The 15,970-nt window shown below is 64.3% G+C and carries 17 protein-coding genes and 1 pseudogene; 12 read left to right on the forward strand and 6 right to left on the reverse strand.

Translation table 11 applies throughout. The annotated features are described in order from the left end of the window. Positions 1–19: 19 nt before the first annotated feature. Complete coding sequence (locus ACVWY3_RS33745) at positions 20–289, reverse strand: PsiF family protein (protein WP_456842315.1); 270 nt, start codon at positions 287–289, stop codon at positions 20–22. Between the two features lie 212 nt (positions 290–501). On the opposite strand from ACVWY3_RS33745, the gene ACVWY3_RS33750 reads away from it, so the two are divergent. From ACVWY3_RS33750 to ACVWY3_RS33760, 3 genes and pseudogenes are all read left to right on the forward strand, one after another. Continuing rightward, positions 502–990 (forward strand): hypothetical protein, encoded by a 489-nt coding sequence (locus ACVWY3_RS33750; protein WP_456842316.1) that lies wholly within the window; start codon positions 502–504, stop codon positions 988–990. 179 nt (positions 991–1,169) lie between these two features. Next, positions 1,170–2,277 (forward strand): annotated as a pseudogene (locus ACVWY3_RS33755) (IS5 family transposase). Beyond that, a complete protein-coding gene (locus ACVWY3_RS33760) occupies positions 2,274–2,588 on the forward strand; it encodes a hypothetical protein (protein ID WP_129145188.1) in 315 nt (104 codons plus the stop codon). Before ACVWY3_RS33755 ends, ACVWY3_RS33760 begins: the two are co-directional and overlap by 4 nt. Before the next feature lie 56 nt (positions 2,589–2,644). Here ACVWY3_RS33760 and ACVWY3_RS33765 read toward each other — a convergent pair whose 3' ends face one another. Further along, positions 2,645–3,193: a TetR/AcrR family transcriptional regulator gene (locus ACVWY3_RS33765; RefSeq protein ID WP_456842317.1), complete on the reverse strand. Its 549-nt coding sequence runs from the start codon at positions 3,191–3,193 to the stop codon at positions 2,645–2,647. A gap of 127 nt (positions 3,194–3,320) precedes the next feature. On the opposite strand from ACVWY3_RS33765, the gene ACVWY3_RS33770 reads away from it, so the two are divergent. From ACVWY3_RS33770 to ACVWY3_RS33780, 3 genes are all read left to right on the forward strand, one after another. Continuing rightward, entirely contained in the window at positions 3,321–3,749 is a 429-nt protein-coding gene (locus ACVWY3_RS33770; protein ID WP_456842318.1) for an acyl-CoA thioesterase, read from the forward strand. 3 nt (positions 3,750–3,752) lie between these two features. Beyond that, entirely contained in the window at positions 3,753–4,202 is a 450-nt protein-coding gene (locus ACVWY3_RS33775; protein WP_456842319.1) for a PaaI family thioesterase, read from the forward strand. Between the two features lie 125 nt (positions 4,203–4,327). Continuing rightward, a complete protein-coding gene (locus tag ACVWY3_RS33780; protein WP_456842320.1) occupies positions 4,328–4,987 on the forward strand; it encodes a DsbA family protein in 660 nt (219 codons plus the stop codon). A 90-nt stretch (positions 4,988–5,077) separates the two neighbouring features. Here ACVWY3_RS33780 and ACVWY3_RS33785 read toward each other — a convergent pair whose 3' ends face one another. The 3 genes from ACVWY3_RS33785 to ACVWY3_RS33795 form a co-directional block, all read right to left on the reverse strand. Beyond that, on the reverse strand, positions 5,078–5,284 hold the full coding sequence (locus ACVWY3_RS33785; protein ID WP_456842321.1) for a hypothetical protein: 207 nt from the start codon (positions 5,282–5,284) through the stop codon (positions 5,078–5,080). Between the two features lie 82 nt (positions 5,285–5,366). Beyond that, a complete protein-coding gene (locus tag ACVWY3_RS33790) occupies positions 5,367–6,437 on the reverse strand; it encodes a carboxylesterase family protein (RefSeq protein WP_456842322.1) in 1,071 nt (356 codons plus the stop codon). Positions 6,438–6,458: 21 nt separating this feature from the next. Beyond that, complete coding sequence (locus ACVWY3_RS33795; RefSeq protein WP_456842323.1) at positions 6,459–7,430, reverse strand: S1C family serine protease; 972 nt, start codon at positions 7,428–7,430, stop codon at positions 6,459–6,461. A gap of 282 nt (positions 7,431–7,712) precedes the next feature. Here ACVWY3_RS33795 and ACVWY3_RS33800 point away from each other — a divergent pair, with 282 nt between their 5' ends. The 6 genes from ACVWY3_RS33800 to ACVWY3_RS33825 all read left to right on the forward strand — a co-directional run bounded on the left by ACVWY3_RS33800 (position 7,713) and on the right by ACVWY3_RS33825 (position 15,015). Next, positions 7,713–9,131 (forward strand): M20 family metallopeptidase, encoded by a 1,419-nt coding sequence (locus tag ACVWY3_RS33800; protein WP_456842324.1) that lies wholly within the window; start codon positions 7,713–7,715, stop codon positions 9,129–9,131. 261 nt (positions 9,132–9,392) lie between these two features. Continuing rightward, entirely contained in the window at positions 9,393–11,183 is a 1,791-nt protein-coding gene (locus tag ACVWY3_RS33805) for a peptide ABC transporter substrate-binding protein (RefSeq protein WP_456842325.1), read from the forward strand. A 29-nt stretch (positions 11,184–11,212) separates the two neighbouring features. Next, positions 11,213–12,172: an ABC transporter permease gene (locus tag ACVWY3_RS33810; protein ID WP_456842326.1), complete on the forward strand. Its 960-nt coding sequence runs from the start codon at positions 11,213–11,215 to the stop codon at positions 12,170–12,172. Then, on the forward strand, positions 12,138–13,055 hold the full coding sequence (locus ACVWY3_RS33815; protein WP_456842327.1) for an ABC transporter permease: 918 nt from the start codon (positions 12,138–12,140) through the stop codon (positions 13,053–13,055). Before ACVWY3_RS33810 ends, ACVWY3_RS33815 begins: the two co-directional genes overlap by 35 nt. Further along, positions 13,055–14,050, forward strand: a complete 996-nt coding sequence (locus ACVWY3_RS33820) for an ABC transporter ATP-binding protein (protein WP_456842328.1) — start codon at positions 13,055–13,057, stop codon at positions 14,048–14,050. The genes ACVWY3_RS33815 and ACVWY3_RS33820 overlap by 1 nt, the downstream gene beginning before the upstream one ends. Further along, a complete protein-coding gene (locus ACVWY3_RS33825) occupies positions 14,047–15,015 on the forward strand; it encodes an ABC transporter ATP-binding protein (protein WP_456842329.1) in 969 nt (322 codons plus the stop codon). The genes ACVWY3_RS33820 and ACVWY3_RS33825 overlap by 4 nt, the downstream gene beginning before the upstream one ends. A gap of 15 nt (positions 15,016–15,030) precedes the next feature. Here the strand turns inward: ACVWY3_RS33825 and ACVWY3_RS33830 are convergent, their stop codons facing one another. Then, entirely contained in the window at positions 15,031–15,969 is a 939-nt protein-coding gene (locus ACVWY3_RS33830) for a helix-turn-helix domain-containing protein (protein WP_456842330.1), read from the reverse strand. Position 15,970 lies beyond the last annotated feature (1 nt).

The raw sequence follows: 15,970 nt of genomic DNA on the forward strand, positions 1-15,970 counted from the left end.
GAGCCGTATTGTGACGGATTTACTTCTTGTCGGCGGCGGGGGCGGCGGTGCCGGCCTTCGCGCTCTTGATGCATTCGGAGCGGAATTTCTTGCGCTCCTTGCCATGCAGGCCCTTGGCGTCCGCCTGCTTGGAGCATTCCAGCGACTCGGCCGAGCGCTCCTTCGGCGCCTTCTTGTCGATGGTGGCGGCATCGGTCTTGGCAGCCGGCGCGGCGGTCTGTGCGAACGCGGTGCCGGAAGCGAGCAGGGAGGCGAGAGCGACGACGGCGAGGCGGGACGTAAAGGTCATGGTGTTGCACTCTTCTTGCGAAAATGGCGAAGGGTTGCGAACGTCGGCTGGTGTTGCTGAACGCGACATGAATAATTTGAACGGCGGCTTCACTATATTTTGGCGGAGGGCGCCATCGCTTCCTTGTCGCAAGCGGCCGACACGCTAGGATAGCAATGTTCGTTTCACTTCCCCAGGGAATGACCAAGGGAAGACCAAGGAGGAGATCAGGGATGACCATTCAATCGAAATTGCTGTGTGCGATTGCGGTGTCGGGCTTTGCCGCGCTGGCGGCGAGCGCACCGGCGCACGCGCTGACCTCGCAGGAGTGCAGCGCGAAATATCAGGCCGCCAAGAAGGACGGCTCGCTCGGCACCATGAAGTGGAATGAATTCCGCAAGGCCCAGTGCGGCGCGGACGCGACCCCCGCCGCCGCGCCGACCGCAGCCGCTCCGGCTGCGCCCGCCGCTCCCGCCGAGCCGAAGCAAGCGAAGAAGGAAGCGGCTCCCGCCGCACCGACCCTGCCGGCGGGACCTGCGGTCTATCCGAATGCGATCGATCCGAAATACTCCAAGGAGACCGCCGGCAAGGCACGCCTGCACACCTGTGTCGACCAGTACAACGCCAACAAGGCCACCAACGGCAATGGCGGCATGAAGTGGATCGAGAAGGGGGGCGGCTATTACAGCGAATGCAACAAGAGGCTGAAAGGCGCCGCCTGAGCTTCGATTTGATGCGATGGCCGGAGCAATGCTCCGGCCATCTTGCTTGGCCCTCTGGCGCGCCTAAAGCGTGATGAGATTGGGATGAATCGTCATCGCGCTTTAGCAGGCTGTTGAAGAAGTCTCTGGCGGGACGGAATTGGACGTGATTCTCTCGATGATTGAATCGGGAGGCCGGGATGCGAGGATCGGACGAGCGGTCTGGATCGCTGTTCAGTTATGTGGATCTTGAAGCGCGGGTTCGTCCGGACCATCCCTTACGGAGGATCCGGGGGGATTGTGAACGCTGCGCTGGGCGATCTATCGAAGGCGTTTGCGGGGCTTTACACGGACTTTGGCCGGCCCTCGATTGCACCGGAGAGGCTGCTTCGGGCGATGCTGCTGCAGGCCTTCTACGGCATTCGCTCGGAACGACAATTGATGGAGCGGCTGGAATTTGACCTGCTATTCCGCTGGTTTGTCGGTCTGGGCGTGGACGATCCGGTGTGGGACCACTCGACCTTTTCCAAGAATCGCGACCGGCTGTTAGAGGGTGAGATCGCCGTCAAGTTCCTTTCGGCGGTGCTGGCTCAGCCGAAGGTGAAGCGGCTGTTGTCGAGCGATCACTTCTCGGTCGACGGCACGCTGATTGAGGCGTGGGCTTCGATCAAGAGCTTCCGCAGAAAGGACGGAGACGACAACGACAGCGAGGGTCCGGGACGCAACGCTGAGCGTAGCTTCCACAAGGAGAAGCGTTCAAACGAGACGCACCAAAGTACGACCGACCCGGAGGCCCGGCTCTACAAGAAGGGGGATGGGCGGCCGGCCAAGCTCTGTTACATGGGGCATGCTCTGATGGAGAACCGCCATGGTCTGGCGGTCGGCGGTGCCGTCAGCCAGGCCACCGGCACGGCCGAACGAGAGACTGCGCTGGCGTTGATCGATCGGCGTGATCGCACAGGCCGGCGGATCACGCTCGGCGCGGACAAGGCCTATGACGTCACGCAGTTCGTCCACGACTTGAGAGAACGATCAGTGACGCCGCACATCGCGATCGACGGACACCTCAGCAAGACCGGTACCCCGCGCAGGACGGCGGTCGACGCCCGCACCACCCGCCACGCCGGATACGAGATTAGCCAACGCTGCCGCAAACGGATTGAGGAGGTGTTCGGGTGGATCAAGAGTTCCGCCGGTCTGGCCAAGGTGAAGCTACGGGGGCGCGAGCGCGTGGACGCCGCCTTTACGTTGGCGCTCGCGGCCTACAATCTGATCCGTCTGCCCAAGCTGCTGGTGGTGCAGCCATGAGCGTGCGGGGCAAATGGCGTGTGGTGGAAACGCCCGATCACGACATGGCCGGGGCGGGCTCTTACATCCTGTTCGCAGCCGAAGGCGGCGAGTTCGCCCTGGATTGCCTCACGGGGGCAATATATGGCCGCTGCGAAGGCGATGCCGTGGAGTTCACGTGGGACGGCAGCGACGAGATGGAGCCCGCAAGAGGCCGTGGTTGGGCAGAAGAGCTCGCCGATGGCTCGCTTGAAGGTGAGATATGCCTCGAAGGCGGCGACGACATTCCCTTCATCGCCCGCCGATTGGCTACTTCTTCAACAGCCTGTTAGGGGTGTTTGAGCATGATCTTTTCGGAAAACCGCTGCGCACTTTTCCGGATCATGCTCTAATCCAGCAGCTTCTCCGCCGATTTCGCCACCAGCTGCGACCGCTTGCGCGGGCCGCGCTCGACGAACAAAAGGCTTTGGCCGAAGATGAAGCAGTAGAACAGGAAGGCCTGCGCCTCGGCCTCCTCGGCCGCAAGGCCGGTCGCGCGATAGAGCTCGGCGACGTGCTTCAGCCGCACCGCATCCACGCTCGCCACCGCCGCCGCCGCATTCTCGTCCGAGCGGGCCCATTGCCGGATCGCGAGCTCGATCGCCATGCCTTCCGGGTTGAGCCGCTCCGAATAGAGCTGGATCACCGCCCTCAGCCGCTCGCGCGGCGCCTCGCCGTCCAGGCTGGTCTGCTGCGCGATTGACGCCGCGCGTCCCTCGCGCCAGCGTTCCAGCATAAGATCGAGCAGTGCAGCCCGGTCGGAGAAGCGGCGGTAGAACCCGCCTTTGGTGACGCCGAGATTCTTGGCGAGCACTTCGACCCGGACACCCTCGACCCCCGAGCGGGCGAGCTCGGCAAACCCCGCCTCGACCCAGACGTCGCGCTTGCCCTCGCTCATGAAGTCGCCTCACCGGTTCTTGATACGGTGCCGTATTGCTAACGCGGCGAGCCCCTGATACGCTACCGTATCAAAAGCCAAAAAGGCACCAAAAAGTCAGCAAGAAAAAGGGCAGGGAGACATTGCGATGGAGCAGGAGGCGACCTATCGCGGCACGGTGTATCCGTGGCAATGCGATCATGTCGGCCACATGAACATCATGTGGTATGTCGGCAAGTTCGACGAAGCCAACTGGAATCTGTTCGCTCGCCTCGGGCTGACGCCGAGCTATCTGCGTTCCTCCGGCCGTGGCATGGCCGCCGTGCAGCAGAACATCACCTACAGGCGCGAGCTGCTCGCCGGCGACATCGTCGAGATCCGCAGCCACTTGCTCGAGGTCCGCGACAAGTCGATCCGCTTCCGGCACGACATGACGAATGCCGAGACTGGCGAGATCGCCGCAATTTGCGAGATCACGGGTGTGCACATGGACCGTGGGCTGCGCAAGTCGACGCCGTTCGCGGACGCGATCCGGGCGGTCGCTTTGAAACATCTCGCCGAACCGGCCGAGGTCTGAGTCATGACCGCATTCCAGCCGAAAAACCCGGGCTATCGCGCAGCGACTATTGCCATGTTCGAGAGCCAGCCGGCGATGCGTACGCTCGGTATCGCAATCGTACGGCTCGCGCCGGGCGAGGTCGAGCTGGCAATGCTGCACGCGCCGGCTTTGACGCAACAGAACGGCTTCATCCATGCCGGCATCATCACCGCGGGCCTCGACAATGCCTGCGGCGTTGCTGCCTTCAGCCTGATGCCGCACGAGGCGGACATCCTGACCGTCGAGTTCAAGACCACGCTGCTCGCACCCGCCCGCGGCACGCCCTTCATCTTCAAGGCCGAGGTGATCAAGCCTGGCCGCACGCTGACCTTCTGCGAGGCCAAAGCCTTTGCCGAGCATGAGGGCACGACCGCGCTGATCGCCACCATGACCGGGACCTTGATGGCGATGCTGCCGCGCGCGGCGGCTTAAGCCCGTCGGACACGATTTGCGCAGGGCGCGGCAATGACATCGCGCCCGCGAAGTTCTATATGACCCGTAACAATTCCCGGTCCTGGGCCGTATTCTTGCGGGATGGGACCGAAACGGGACGAGATATGACTGGATTTGGCAAGAAAGGCCTCGTGGCGACGCGGCGTAGTGCGTTGACGTTGATTGGGGCGGGCGCGCTTGCTGCGGGCGGGATCACCGCGGCGCTGGCGGCGGCAGACGATGACGAGGTGCTGACCGAAGCCAAGGTGCTGCGCGATCCCGAGACGCCGGTCGCCGGCAATCCCGATGGCAACATCACCATCGTCGAGTGGTCCGACTACAATTGTCCCTATTGCCGCAAGCTCGAGCCCGAGCTGCGCCAGGTGGTCCAGGACGACGGCAAGGTGCGGCTGGTGATCAAGGACTGGCCGGTCCTCGGTCCGGTCTCAGTCACCGCGGCGCGGATCGCGCTCGCGGCAAAATTCCAGGACAAGTATCACCAGGCCCATGATGCCATGATGGCCGTCAGCTCCCGCCTCACCGAGCCGCGCATCAACGAGCTGCTGGCGGCTGCCGGCGTCGACATGGACCGCCTGAAACGCGATCTCACCGGTCACGCCAAGGACATCGACGCCATCCTCAAGCGCAACAACGAGCAGGCGGAAGCCTTCGGTTTCCGCGGCACGCCGTCATTCATTGTCGGCAAGTACCGCGTGCCGGGGGTGCTCAGCATGAACGAGTTCGAGCAGGTCATTGCCGACGCCCGCAAGGCCAAGATGAACTGAGCTGGCGTCACAGCCAACAGAAGGGCGCCGCCGCGGAGCCGCGACGGCGCCCTGTTCATATTTGGCAGGTCGAGATTACTTGGCCGAAAATTACTTCGATGAGATCCGGACCCAGTCCTTGTGCGCGCGATCGCGCAGCGCCTCCCAATCGGCCTTCGCGACGTCCCAGTTCACGATGGTGCGGTTGGTGGCCGCGACCTCGCCATTGGCGACCGAGGACGTCTGCATGGAGTCATAGGCGTAGACGCCGCACACGAGCAGCAGCGCGCCCAGGATCATTCCGAAAAAAGTCTGCATTTGCGAACCTCCGGTGACGGGCGATAACATCGGCCCGGAGTGATGGTTCCGCGGCGATGCGGCGCATGTAAGGAGAGATCGTTCATTCCCCATTCAGCCATTCCAACAGCTCCGCATTGATCTCGCGCGGATAGGTGTGGCTGAGATCGTCGATCTCGCGATAGGTGATGTTGGCGCCCGCCGCCGAGAGCGCAGCTTGGGTTTGGCGCGCGGTCTGCACCGGAAACATCCAGTCGAGCTTGCCGTGGGTGATGAAGATGGGGAGGCCTTGCAGGCGCGTGGCGTCCGCAATCTCCGCCATTAGCGGATGGAATGTCGCCGACACCGGCGCGAGATGCGTGAAGGGCGAAGCGCCGTCGAGGCCTGTAACGTAGCAGAAGGTGCCGCCGTCGCTCATGCCGGTCAGCAGCAGGCGCGAGGCATCGATGCTCCAGCGGCTGCGGACAGTCTTAAGGATACGCATCAGGTTCGGCGTGTCGGAATCGTCGCCCATCAGTGCCCAGGTCGGGCCGGTTGCAGTCGGAGCCACCAGGATCGCGCCGAGGCTGCGGGCGTCGCGCAGCCAATTCCAGAGAAAACCACAGCCGTTGCCGCTGCCGCCATGCAGCGCCATCACCAGCGGCATGGCGAGATCGGGCCTGTAATATTCGGGCACATAGACCGAGAAGCCGCCGCGGCTGCCGGGCTCATTTTGATCGTGGAAGATGCCGGTGCCGTCGCCCGCGCCGGCTTCGAGCCGCGCCAGCAGATCGCCGTTGTCGCGATTGGCGGCGTTGAGGAAGAAGCTGCTCACCGGCGGAAACTGCGCCGCCATCGGATAGAGCGCCTCCTGCGCACGCGGGACGTGACGCAGCGCGCGGAAGACCGCGACGAGATCGCCATTGCCGCGCTCGACATCGCGGATGCCGGCAAGGGCGGCGAGCGTCTCGTTGCAGGCGCGATCGAGCCGCTCGCGTAATCCGGCGAACTGCTCCGGCCATTCTCCGATCGCTCTATGTGCCGCCTGCAGCGTCTTGTCAGGCCTGCCGATTGCATTCATCACCGAGGCGAAGGCCGGCGGATGCAAATGCCGCTGGAAGAAACCGAGCGCTTCCAGCGCATTGAGCAGCGGCGGCAGCAGGGCCACGATGTCGTCGATCACGGCCTCGCTCATCGCGGCTACCCCAGTATGGGATCAATGCAGCTTCGGCGCCTTCAGAAGCTTGAAGCGGTCGGTCGAGGTCACCGTGACATCGAAAGTGACGCCTTCATGATGAACGGTGAGCGGTATATCGACGCCGGCAGCGCCGAGCGCCCACATCTTCCTGTAGAAGCCGGTCTGGCTCCTGACCTTCTCGCCGTCGACGGCGAGGATGACGTCGCCCGTCTTGAGCTCGGCACGCGCGGCCGGGCCGTTGGCGGAGATCCCGATCACCACCACACGGTTGTCGATCTCGGTCGAGTAGAGCCCGAGCCACGGCCGTGCCGGTTTGTTGACGCGGCCGAACTTGCGCAAGTCATCGAGGATCGGCTTCAACAGGTCGATCGGCACGATCATGTTGACGTGCTCGGCGTTGCCTTCACGCTCGCGTTCGAGCTGGAGCGAGCCGATGCCGATCAATTCGCCGCGCTCGTTGAGCAGCGCCGTGCCGCCCCAGTTGGGGTGCGCAGGATAAGTGAAGATGGCCTCGTCCAGCAGATATTCCCAATAGCCCGCGAATTCCTGCTTGGCGACGATTTGGCTCGCGACCGAGCGCGTGCGCCCGCCGGCGCCGCCGACCACGACGCGGTCGCCGATGCGGGTGTCGGCCGAGTTGCCGAGCGGCAAGGGCTCGAGGTCGAGCCTGCCGAGCGCCTGCACGAGGCCGAAGCCGGTGACGGAATCGAAGCCGAGCACATGCCCCTCGACGACGCGCCCGTCGGCGAGGTGTAGCCACACCGATTCCGCCTCGGTGATGAGATAGCCGATGGTCAGCACCAACCCGTCATCGATCACGACGCCATTGCCGGCGCGTTCGGTACCCAATGTTTCGGCGCTGAAAGCGTCCGGCGGGATGATGGCGTGCAGGCCGACGACGGAGCCGAGCGCGTGATCGAGATCGAAACCGTAGTCGCTCGCACGCGGCTGGTTGGCCGGCGGCACTCTCCATTCGGTTAGAACGGCCATGGAGGTCTCCTGATTTGCGAGCGGTCCCTTCGCCGCCAAGCGAGGGCAGGCGAAGCACCGGTAATTTAGGCCGACGACGGTCATCTTAAAAGACTTGACCTCAACTATTCCGGAGAACGCCGCGTGAAATCTTCGAAAGGCGCGGAAACATCGCGCGCACGACAGGCGGTGTGTGATCCGGCAACGGCCGCATGGCTGCTGTCCGACGATATGCTAGGCGGCCTGCAATGAAGCTGCTAACCATTGCCGCTTCGTTTGACCAAGGGATCACGGACCGAAGCAATGGACAATCGCAGCGACATCTGGCGTGGCATCGACACGATCAAGGGGCGTTTCATCGACCTCAGCGACAAGGTCTGGGGCATGCCCGAAGTCTGCTACACCGAGGCGAGGTCGGCCGCCGAGCATCTTGCCGAGCTGCGTCACCAGGGTTTCCGCATCACCGAGAAGGTCGCGGGCATTCCGACCGCGCTGATGGGCGAATGGGGCGAGGGCGGTCCCGTCATCGCCTTCATGGGCGAATATGACGCGCTGCCCGGCCTCAGTCAGGAGGCCGGCGTTGCGGAACACCGTCCGGTCGAAACCGGCGGCCATGGTCATGGTTGCGGACATAACCTGCTCGGCTCCGCCGCGCTGCTCGCCGCGACCGCGGTCAAGGACTGGCTCGCCGAGAACAAGGTGCCGGGCCGCGTGCGCTATTACGGCTGCCCGGCGGAAGAAGGTGGCGCGGCCAAGGCCTTCATGGTGCGTTCGGGCGCGTTCGAGGATGCCGACATTGCCATCACCTGGCATCCGCACAGCTTCTGGGAAGTCGCGGTGACGCCGTCGCTCGCCAATACCCGCGCCGACTTCATCTTCACCGGCCGCACCTCGCATGCGGCGGCTTCGCCTCATCTCGGCCGCTCCGCGCTCGATGCGGTGGAATTGATGAATGTCGGCGTGAACTACATGCGCGAGCACATGCCGAGCGACGCACGCGTGCATTACGCGCTGCTCGACACCGGCGGCATCGCCCCTAACGTGGTGCAGGCCCATGCGCGCGTGCGTTATTCGATCCGCGCCCGCGACTTGCCCGGCATGAACGAGCTGGTCGGGCGCGTGAACAAGATTGCCCAGGGCGCAGCCCTGATGACCGAGACCAAGGTGGAGATGAAGATCATCTCCGCGGTCTCCAACATCCTGCCGAACGCACCTCTGGAGCAGGCGCTGCATCGGGTGATGGAGGAGCTCGGGCCCCCGCATTTCGACGATGCGGACAAGAGCTTTGCCAGCCAGATCCGCGCGACCCTGAGTGACAAAGACATCGCCTCGGTCTATTACGCGATCGGCATGGAGCCGACCGATCAGCCGTTGGCGGACTTCCTGGTGCCGCTCGACGCCAAGCGCAACCCGCTTGTCGGCTCGACCGACGTCGGCGATGTGAGCTGGGTGGTGCCAACCGTGCAGGTTCACGCACCGACGGTTGCAATCGGCACTCCGTTCCACACCTGGCAGGTGGTGGCGCAGGGCAAGAGCCCGCACGCCCACAAGGCCATGGTGCAGGCGGCCAAGGCCATGGCGGGGCTCGGCATCAAGGCGTTGACGGAGCCGGAGCTGATCAAGGCCGCGAAAGCGGACCTGACCAAGCGGACAGCCAAGACGCCCTATGTCTGTCCGCTGCCGGACCACGTCGCGCCGCCGCTCGATATGTCCGTGGTGTAGAAAATATAGTCTCGATACTTCGTCTGATCCGGCGAACAAATTTTTCGCAGTGCAACGAGGAATCCGGCGTGTTTTGACGCCGGTTTGCCAAAGGCCTGGGCTGCGGAACGCAGTTTTGCCCAACAGACAGCCAGAACACCGTTCGCATACACACGGTCGGAGTTGACGCGCAGCCTATTCGGTGTGCCATCTACCGCCAGCCAAATCGGCGGCCGCTCGCGGTCGCCTGCATCCATACCGGGAACCAGACGGGGGACAACCATGCTGGATAAAGAACTGCGTTCGATGATCGGCGACGTGAAGGACGGGCGGATGGATCGCCGCGCCTTCATCAAGCGCATGGCCGCGGTCGGCCTCACCGCTCCCCTGGCCAACCAGATCCTCGCGCTCGGCGGCGTCGCCATGGCGGAAGGTCCGCAGGTCTACAAGCCGACCAAGCGCGGCGGCGGCGGTGCCCTGAAGCTGTTGTGGTGGCAGGGCCCGACCCTGCTCAATCCGCACTTTGCCACCGGCACCAAGGACCAGGACGGCTCGCGTCTGTTCTACGAGCCGCTCGCCTGCTGGGATCCGGACGGCAACATGAAGCTGGTGCTGGCAGCCGAGATTCCGTCGATCCAGAACGGCGGGCTGGCCGCTGACGGCAAATCGGTCACCTGGAAGCTCAAGCCCGGCGTCAAGTGGCACGACGGCAAGCCGTTCACCGCCGACGACGTCGTGTTCAACTGGGAATATGCCAAGGATCCGGCGACCTCGGCGCTGACGATCGGAACCTATCGCGACATTACCGTCGAGAAGGTGGACGATCTCACGGTGCGAATCCTCTTCAACAAGCCGACGCCGTTCTGGGCCGATGCCTTCGTCGGTGCTCCCAACACCATCATCCCGAAGCATCTTTTCGCCGACTACAAGGGAGCCAAGTCGCGCGAAGCGCCGACCAACCTCTCGCCGGTCGGCACCGGCCCCTACAAGTTCGTCGAGTTCAAGCCGGGCGATCTTGTCCGCGGCCAGCTCAATCCCGATTACCACATGCCGACCCGGCCTTATTTCGACACGGTCGAGATGAAGGGCGGCGGCGACGCCGTCTCGGCGGCGCGCGCGGTGATCCAGACCGGCGAATATGATTTCGGCTGGAACATCCAGGTCGAGGACGACGTGCTGCTGCGGCTGGAGAAGGGCGGCAAGGGCAAGACCATCTACGCCGTGGGCGGCGATACCGAGTTCATCGCACTCAACTTCACCGATCCCAATACCGAGGTCGACGGCGAGCGCTCGTCGATGAAGACCAAGCATCCGTTGCTGTCCGACCCTGCGGTGCGCAAGGCGCTGTCGCTGCTGGTCGATCGCGAGTCCGTCAAGAAGGCGATCTACGGCCGCGCCGGCCGCACCACCGCCAACTTCCTCAACGGTCCCGAGAAGTTCGTTTCCAAGAACACCTCTTGGGAGTTCAGCATCGAGAAGGCCTCGAAGCTGCTCGACGATGCCGGCTGGAAGCCCGGCGCGGATGGCATCCGCGAGAAGGACGGCAAGAAGCTGAAGCTTCTGTACCAGACCTCGATCAACGGCCCGCGCCAGAAGACCCAGGCGATCGTCAAGCAGGCCTGTCAGAAGGCCGGTATCGACGTCGAGCTGAAATCGGTCGTCGCTTCGGTGTTCTTCTCCTCCGACGTCGCCAACCCCGATACCTATGCGCATTTCTACGCCGACCTCGAGATGTTCCAGATCCCGCTGAGCCAGCCGGATCCGGCGCAGCACATGCGTCGCTACCTGTCGACCCTCGTCGCCACCAAGGAGAACAAGTGGCAGGGCACGAACTTCCCGCGATGGGTCAACAAGGAATACGACGCGACCATCGAAGCCGCCGAAAGCGAGATGGATCCGGTCAAGCGCGCGGCGCTCTACATCAAGGCCAACGATCTCATGTTCCAGGACACCGTGTTCATCCCGGTGCAGCATCGGCTGAAGGTGGAAGCGGCGGCCAACAATCTGCGCCCGATCATCAGCGGATGGGCCAACGAAACCGACAATCTGCACGACTGGTACCGCGAGGAATGATCACGCGCAGCTAGGCGGGTCCTTCTTTCATGAGTCAGTATGTCCTGCGTCGCCTCCTGATCGCGATTCCGAGCCTGCTCGGGATCTCGGTCGTCCTGTTCGTCGTGCTGGCGCTGGCGCCGGGAGATCCCTTCTCGGAGCTGGCGACGAACCCGAACGTGCCGCCCGAAGTGCAGGCCGCACTTCGGGCCAAGTTCGGCCTCGATGATCCGATCTACCTTCGTTACCTGAGCTGGCTCTCCGCCATGCTGCATGGCGACTGGGGTTTCTCGTTCGTCAGCCGGATGAACGTCGATCAGCTCATCCTCCAGCGCCTGCCGGCCACGCTCTACGTGATCGGCTCGGCGCAGATCCTGGCGCTATTGATCGCGATTCCCGTCGGCGTCTATGCCGCGACGAAGCCCTATTCGCTGTTCGACCAGATCGCCAACACGCTCGCCTTCGTCGGCTTCTCGCTGCCGACCTTCTTCACCGGCATCCTGTTCATCCTGATCTTCTCGGTCACGCTGGACTGGCTGCCCTTCGTCTACACCACCGACATCAAGGCGACCGGCATCCACTGGGTGCTGGAGATGATCCGCCAGGCGATCATGCCTGTGGCGGTGCTCGGCCTGTTCCAGGCCGCATCGATGACGCGCTTCGTCCGCTCCGCGATGCTCGACGTCATCAGGCTCGACTACGTCACCACGGCGCGCGCCAAGGGCCTCGGCCAGGCCAAGGTCATCGTCAAGCACGTGATGCGCAACGCCATGATCCCGGTCGTGACGCTGATCGCATTGCAGATGCCGGCGGTGTTCGGCGGCGCCATCGTCACCGAGCAGATCTTCCGTATCCCTGGTATCGGCTCGCTGCTGATCTCCTCCATCCTTTCCAACGACACGCCGGTGGTGATGGCCGTCACCTTCGTCTTCGCGTGCCTCGTGGTGCTGTTCAACCTCATCGCGGACGTCCTGTATGGCTGGCTTGACCCTCGCATCTCCCTCCGCTGAGCGGGGCGTCTATTCGCCCTGGCGCGAGACGTGGCGGCGCTACAGCCGCCACAAGCTCGCCGTGATCAGCGCCTTCCTGCTCCTCATCCTGATCCTGGCGGTCGTCATCGGCCCGTTCATCTGGCGCATCAAGATCAACGACATCGACATCGTGGCGGGGCTGCAGGGGCCCTCGCTCGCGCACCCCTTCGGCACCGACGATCTCGGCCAGGACATCCTCGCCCGCATGATCTATGGCGGGCGGATCTCGCTTGCGGTCGGGCTGGCCGCGATGCTGGTCTCGGTGTTCATCGGCACGCTGATCGGCGCGCTCGCCGGCATGTCGCGCGGTGCGCTGGGGCACGGGTTGATGTGGCTCACCGACCTGTTCCTGTCCCTGCCGCAGCTGCCCTTGCTGCTGCTGCTGATCTATCTCTTCCGCGACGGGCTGAAGTCGATGTTCGGTCCCGAAGGCGGCATCTTCATCCTGATCGTGCTCGTCATCGGCGGCCTGCGCTGGATGCCGGTCGCCCGCCTCGTGCGCGCGCAGTTCCTGTCGATCCGCGAGAAGGAGTTCGTGGAGGCGGCGCGCGCGCTGGGCGCCAGCCCGGTGCGGCAGGTGGTACGGCACATCCTACCCAATGCGGTCGGACCCGTGATCATCGCCGGCACGATCGACGTTGCGGCCGCTATCATCGCCGAATCGACACTGTCGTTCCTCGGCCTCGGCTTTCCGCCGGATACCCCGACCTGGGGCCGGCTATTGTTCGACGCCAAGGATTTTCTCGACATCGGCCCGCACTGGGCGCTGTTTCCGGGTGGCGCGATCTTCATCGCCGTGGTCGCCATCAACTTCATCGGCGACGGCCTGCGTGACGCGCTCGATGCGCGACGGGTGATCTGATGGCGCCGCTGCTCGAAATCAAAGGGCTCAAAACTCATTTCTCCACCGACGACGGCATCCTCCAGGCCGTCGACGGCGTCGACATCTCGATCAACCGCGGCGAGACGCTCTGCGTCGTCGGCGAGTCCGGCTGCGGCAAGACCGTGACCGCGATGTCGATCCTGAAGCTGATCGCGATGCCGCCCGGCCGTATCGCCGCGGGCCAGATCATCTTCGAGGGCCGCGACCTGGTGCCGCTGACGAGCAACCAGCTCGACGAGATCCGCGCCAAGGAGATCGGCTTCATCTTCCAGGAGCCGATGACCTCGCTCAATCCGGTGCTCACCGTCGGCGAGCAGATCGCCGAGAGTCTGCGCCGGCATGAGGCGGTGACGAAGAAGCAGGCGCTCGAGCGCACCATCGAGATGCTGAAGCTGGTGCAGATCCCGAACGCGGAAGGCCGCGTGCACAACTATCCGCACCAGTTCTCCGGCGGCATGCGCCAGCGCGTGATGATCGCGATGGCGCTCGCCTGCAAGCCGAAGCTGATCATCGCCGACGAGCCCACCACCGCGCTCGACGTCACCATCCAGGCGCAGATCCTCGATCTGCTCCAGGACATGAAGGAGCGTTTCGGCATGGCGGTGATGCTGATCACCCATGCCATGGGCGTCGTCGCCGAGACTGCGCAGCGCGTCGTCGTGATGTATGCCGGCAAGGTGGTGGAGGAGGCGCCCGTCGACGATCTCTTCGCCGACCCGCGCCATCCCTATACGCAAGGCCTGATCCGCTCGATCCCGCGCATCGATCTCGACAGCGAGCACAAGACGCGGCTCGAGGCGATCGGCGGCTCGGTGCCGATCCTGATCAATCCGCCGGTCGGCTGCCGCTTTGCGCCGCGCTGCAAGTTTGCCATGAACGTCTGCACCGCGAAGGAGCCGCTGCTTCGCGAGGTCGCGCCCGGCCACCGCATGGCCTGTCATCTGGGAGATCCGCAGTTGGGGAACGTGTCATGAGCGAGCCCTTGCTGCGCGTCAGCGGCCTGAAGAAACACTTCCCCGTGCTCGGCGGCCTGCTGTCGCGCCAGGTCGGCACCGTCTACGCGGTCGACGGCGTGTCGTTCTCGGTCAATCGCGGCGAGACGCTCGGTCTCGTCGGCGAATCCGGCTGTGGCAAGTCGACGACGGGACGCTGCGTGCTGCGCCTGATCGAGCCGACCGACGGCGAGGTCACCTTCGACGGCCAGGACGTGCGCCAGCTCGGCGGCAGCGATCTACGCGCGATGCGGCGGAACATGCAGCTGGTGTTCCAGGATCCGTTCGCCTCGCTCAATCCGCGCATGACGGTCGGTGCCATCCTCGGCGAAGCCTTCACCATCCACAATCTCGCCTCCTCTGCCAAGGAGCGCGAGGAGCGCGTCGCGGGCCTGCTCGTGAAGGTCGGGCTCAAGCCCGAGCACATGCGGCGCTATCCGCACGAATTCTCCGGCGGCCAGCGCCAGCGCATCGTGATCGCGCGCGCGCTCGCGGTCGAGCCGAAGCTGATCGTCTGCGACGAGCCGGTCTCCGCGCTCGACGTCTCGATCCAGGCCCAGGTCATCAACCTGCTGGAGGATCTGCAGGCCGAGCTGAACCTCACCTATCTCTTCGTCGCGCACGACCTGTCCGTGGTCGAGCACATCTCCGACCGCGTCGCGGTGATGTATCTCGGCCGCATCGTCGAGCTGGCGAAGGCGAGCGACCTCTACCGCAACCCGCAGCATCCCTACACCAGGGCGCTGTTGTCGGCGGTACCGGTACCCGATCCGAAGCTCAAGCGCGAGCGCATCCGCCTCAAAGGCGACGTGCCGAGCCCGATGAAGCCGCCGTCAGGCTGCCATTTCCACACCCGTTGCCCGATCGCGCAGCCGCGCTGCGCGGAAGTCGCGCCGGAGCTGAAGGAAGGCGCGGGCGGGCATTTCGTGGCGTGTCATCTCGCCTGAAGGTGGTCGCCGAAGCTATGACCTGCGGCGGCGCCCCAATTGGTGCAGCAGCGTGTCGATCGCCGGCCAATTGTCGGCCATTTCCCTGAGCTCGCCCGGCGTGACGCCGAACTTGCGGCGGAAGGCGCGGATGAAGGTGGAATCGCTGCTGAAGCGCAGGTCGACCGCGAGGTCGATCAGACGCTTGTCCTCCGCGGACGGGGAAATCATCTGGCGAAAGGCCAGGTCGAGCCGCCGCTCCCTGATGTAATGCGCCAGCCCGCCATCGGCCTCGAACAGACGATAGAGGGTCGCGCGCGAAATCTGGAAATGACGACACAGCTCTTGCACGGTAAGCGCGTCCGTCTCCAGATTGTGCGCGATGTGGCGTTTGATCATCGCAAGGTAGAGATGCCGCTCGGCCCGCTCGACGCCTGTTGCAATGTCAGCGGCGCCGCCGGCGGCCGATGCCACGATATCGGCGATCGCCTCGATCGTGGCCTCGACGCTGCCGGCCTCGGGATCTGGAGGCAGCATCAGCGCCGCAAAATGGCTGGCGAGCAGCCGGGCATGGGGATGCTCCGCCGGCAACAACACCGCCGTGGCCGCATCGGGATGGGCGAGGCGTGGCGCCAGCATTGCGCGTGGCAGGATGATTGCCCTGAGGTGGGTGCGGCCGCTGCCGCCCCGCAGCACGGTCCGGTTCGGGGGGCCCATATCGAGCAGGCAGATGTCGCCAGGCTTCAGCGTCACCTCGCGCCGGCCGGAGCTGAACCACATCTCGCCTTCGAGACACAGGGTCACGTGATAGTGATCCATGCCCCCGCGGGCGATGTGCGCGGGCGTCCGGTCGTATTCGACGTCAGTCACGCGTGATTCGACCAGCAATGCGTTGCCGGCCATCCTCGTCACGGCGGTGATATGGAAATCGTCCTCTGGGGTGAGCGGAATGACTTCGCAGACGTCGGCGGTCATG

It is taken from the genome of Bradyrhizobium sp. USDA 4486 (assembly GCF_054057995.1).

Excerpts from the sequence above, each read along its gene's own strand:
- ACVWY3_RS33745 (WP_456842315.1), bottom strand. The coding sequence starts at position 289 with ATGACCTTTACGTCCCGCCTCGCCGTCGTCGCTCTCGCCTCCCTGCTC.
- ACVWY3_RS33750 (WP_456842316.1), top strand. The coding sequence starts at position 502 with ATGACCATTCAATCGAAATTGCTGTGTGCGATTGCGGTGTCGGGCTTT.
- ACVWY3_RS33760 (WP_129145188.1), top strand. The coding sequence starts at position 2,274 with ATGAGCGTGCGGGGCAAATGGCGTGTGGTGGAAACGCCCGATCACGAC.
- ACVWY3_RS33765 (WP_456842317.1), bottom strand. The coding sequence starts at position 3,193 with ATGAGCGAGGGCAAGCGCGACGTCTGGGTCGAGGCGGGGTTTGCCGAG.
- ACVWY3_RS33770 (WP_456842318.1), top strand. The coding sequence starts at position 3,321 with ATGGAGCAGGAGGCGACCTATCGCGGCACGGTGTATCCGTGGCAATGC.
- ACVWY3_RS33775 (WP_456842319.1), top strand. The coding sequence starts at position 3,753 with ATGACCGCATTCCAGCCGAAAAACCCGGGCTATCGCGCAGCGACTATT.
- ACVWY3_RS33780 (WP_456842320.1), top strand. The coding sequence starts at position 4,328 with ATGACTGGATTTGGCAAGAAAGGCCTCGTGGCGACGCGGCGTAGTGCG.
- ACVWY3_RS33785 (WP_456842321.1), bottom strand. The coding sequence starts at position 5,284 with ATGCAGACTTTTTTCGGAATGATCCTGGGCGCGCTGCTGCTCGTGTGC.
- ACVWY3_RS33790 (WP_456842322.1), bottom strand. The coding sequence starts at position 6,437 with ATGAGCGAGGCCGTGATCGACGACATCGTGGCCCTGCTGCCGCCGCTG.
- ACVWY3_RS33795 (WP_456842323.1), bottom strand. The coding sequence starts at position 7,430 with ATGGCCGTTCTAACCGAATGGAGAGTGCCGCCGGCCAACCAGCCGCGT.
- ACVWY3_RS33800 (WP_456842324.1), top strand. The coding sequence starts at position 7,713 with ATGGACAATCGCAGCGACATCTGGCGTGGCATCGACACGATCAAGGGG.
- ACVWY3_RS33805 (WP_456842325.1), top strand. The coding sequence starts at position 9,393 with ATGCTGGATAAAGAACTGCGTTCGATGATCGGCGACGTGAAGGACGGG.
- ACVWY3_RS33810 (WP_456842326.1), top strand. The coding sequence starts at position 11,213 with ATGAGTCAGTATGTCCTGCGTCGCCTCCTGATCGCGATTCCGAGCCTG.
- ACVWY3_RS33815 (WP_456842327.1), top strand. The coding sequence starts at position 12,138 with ATGGCTGGCTTGACCCTCGCATCTCCCTCCGCTGAGCGGGGCGTCTAT.
- ACVWY3_RS33820 (WP_456842328.1), top strand. The coding sequence starts at position 13,055 with ATGGCGCCGCTGCTCGAAATCAAAGGGCTCAAAACTCATTTCTCCACC.
- ACVWY3_RS33825 (WP_456842329.1), top strand. The coding sequence starts at position 14,047 with ATGAGCGAGCCCTTGCTGCGCGTCAGCGGCCTGAAGAAACACTTCCCC.
- ACVWY3_RS33830 (WP_456842330.1), bottom strand. The coding sequence starts at position 15,969 with ATGACCGCCGACGTCTGCGAAGTCATTCCGCTCACCCCAGAGGACGAT.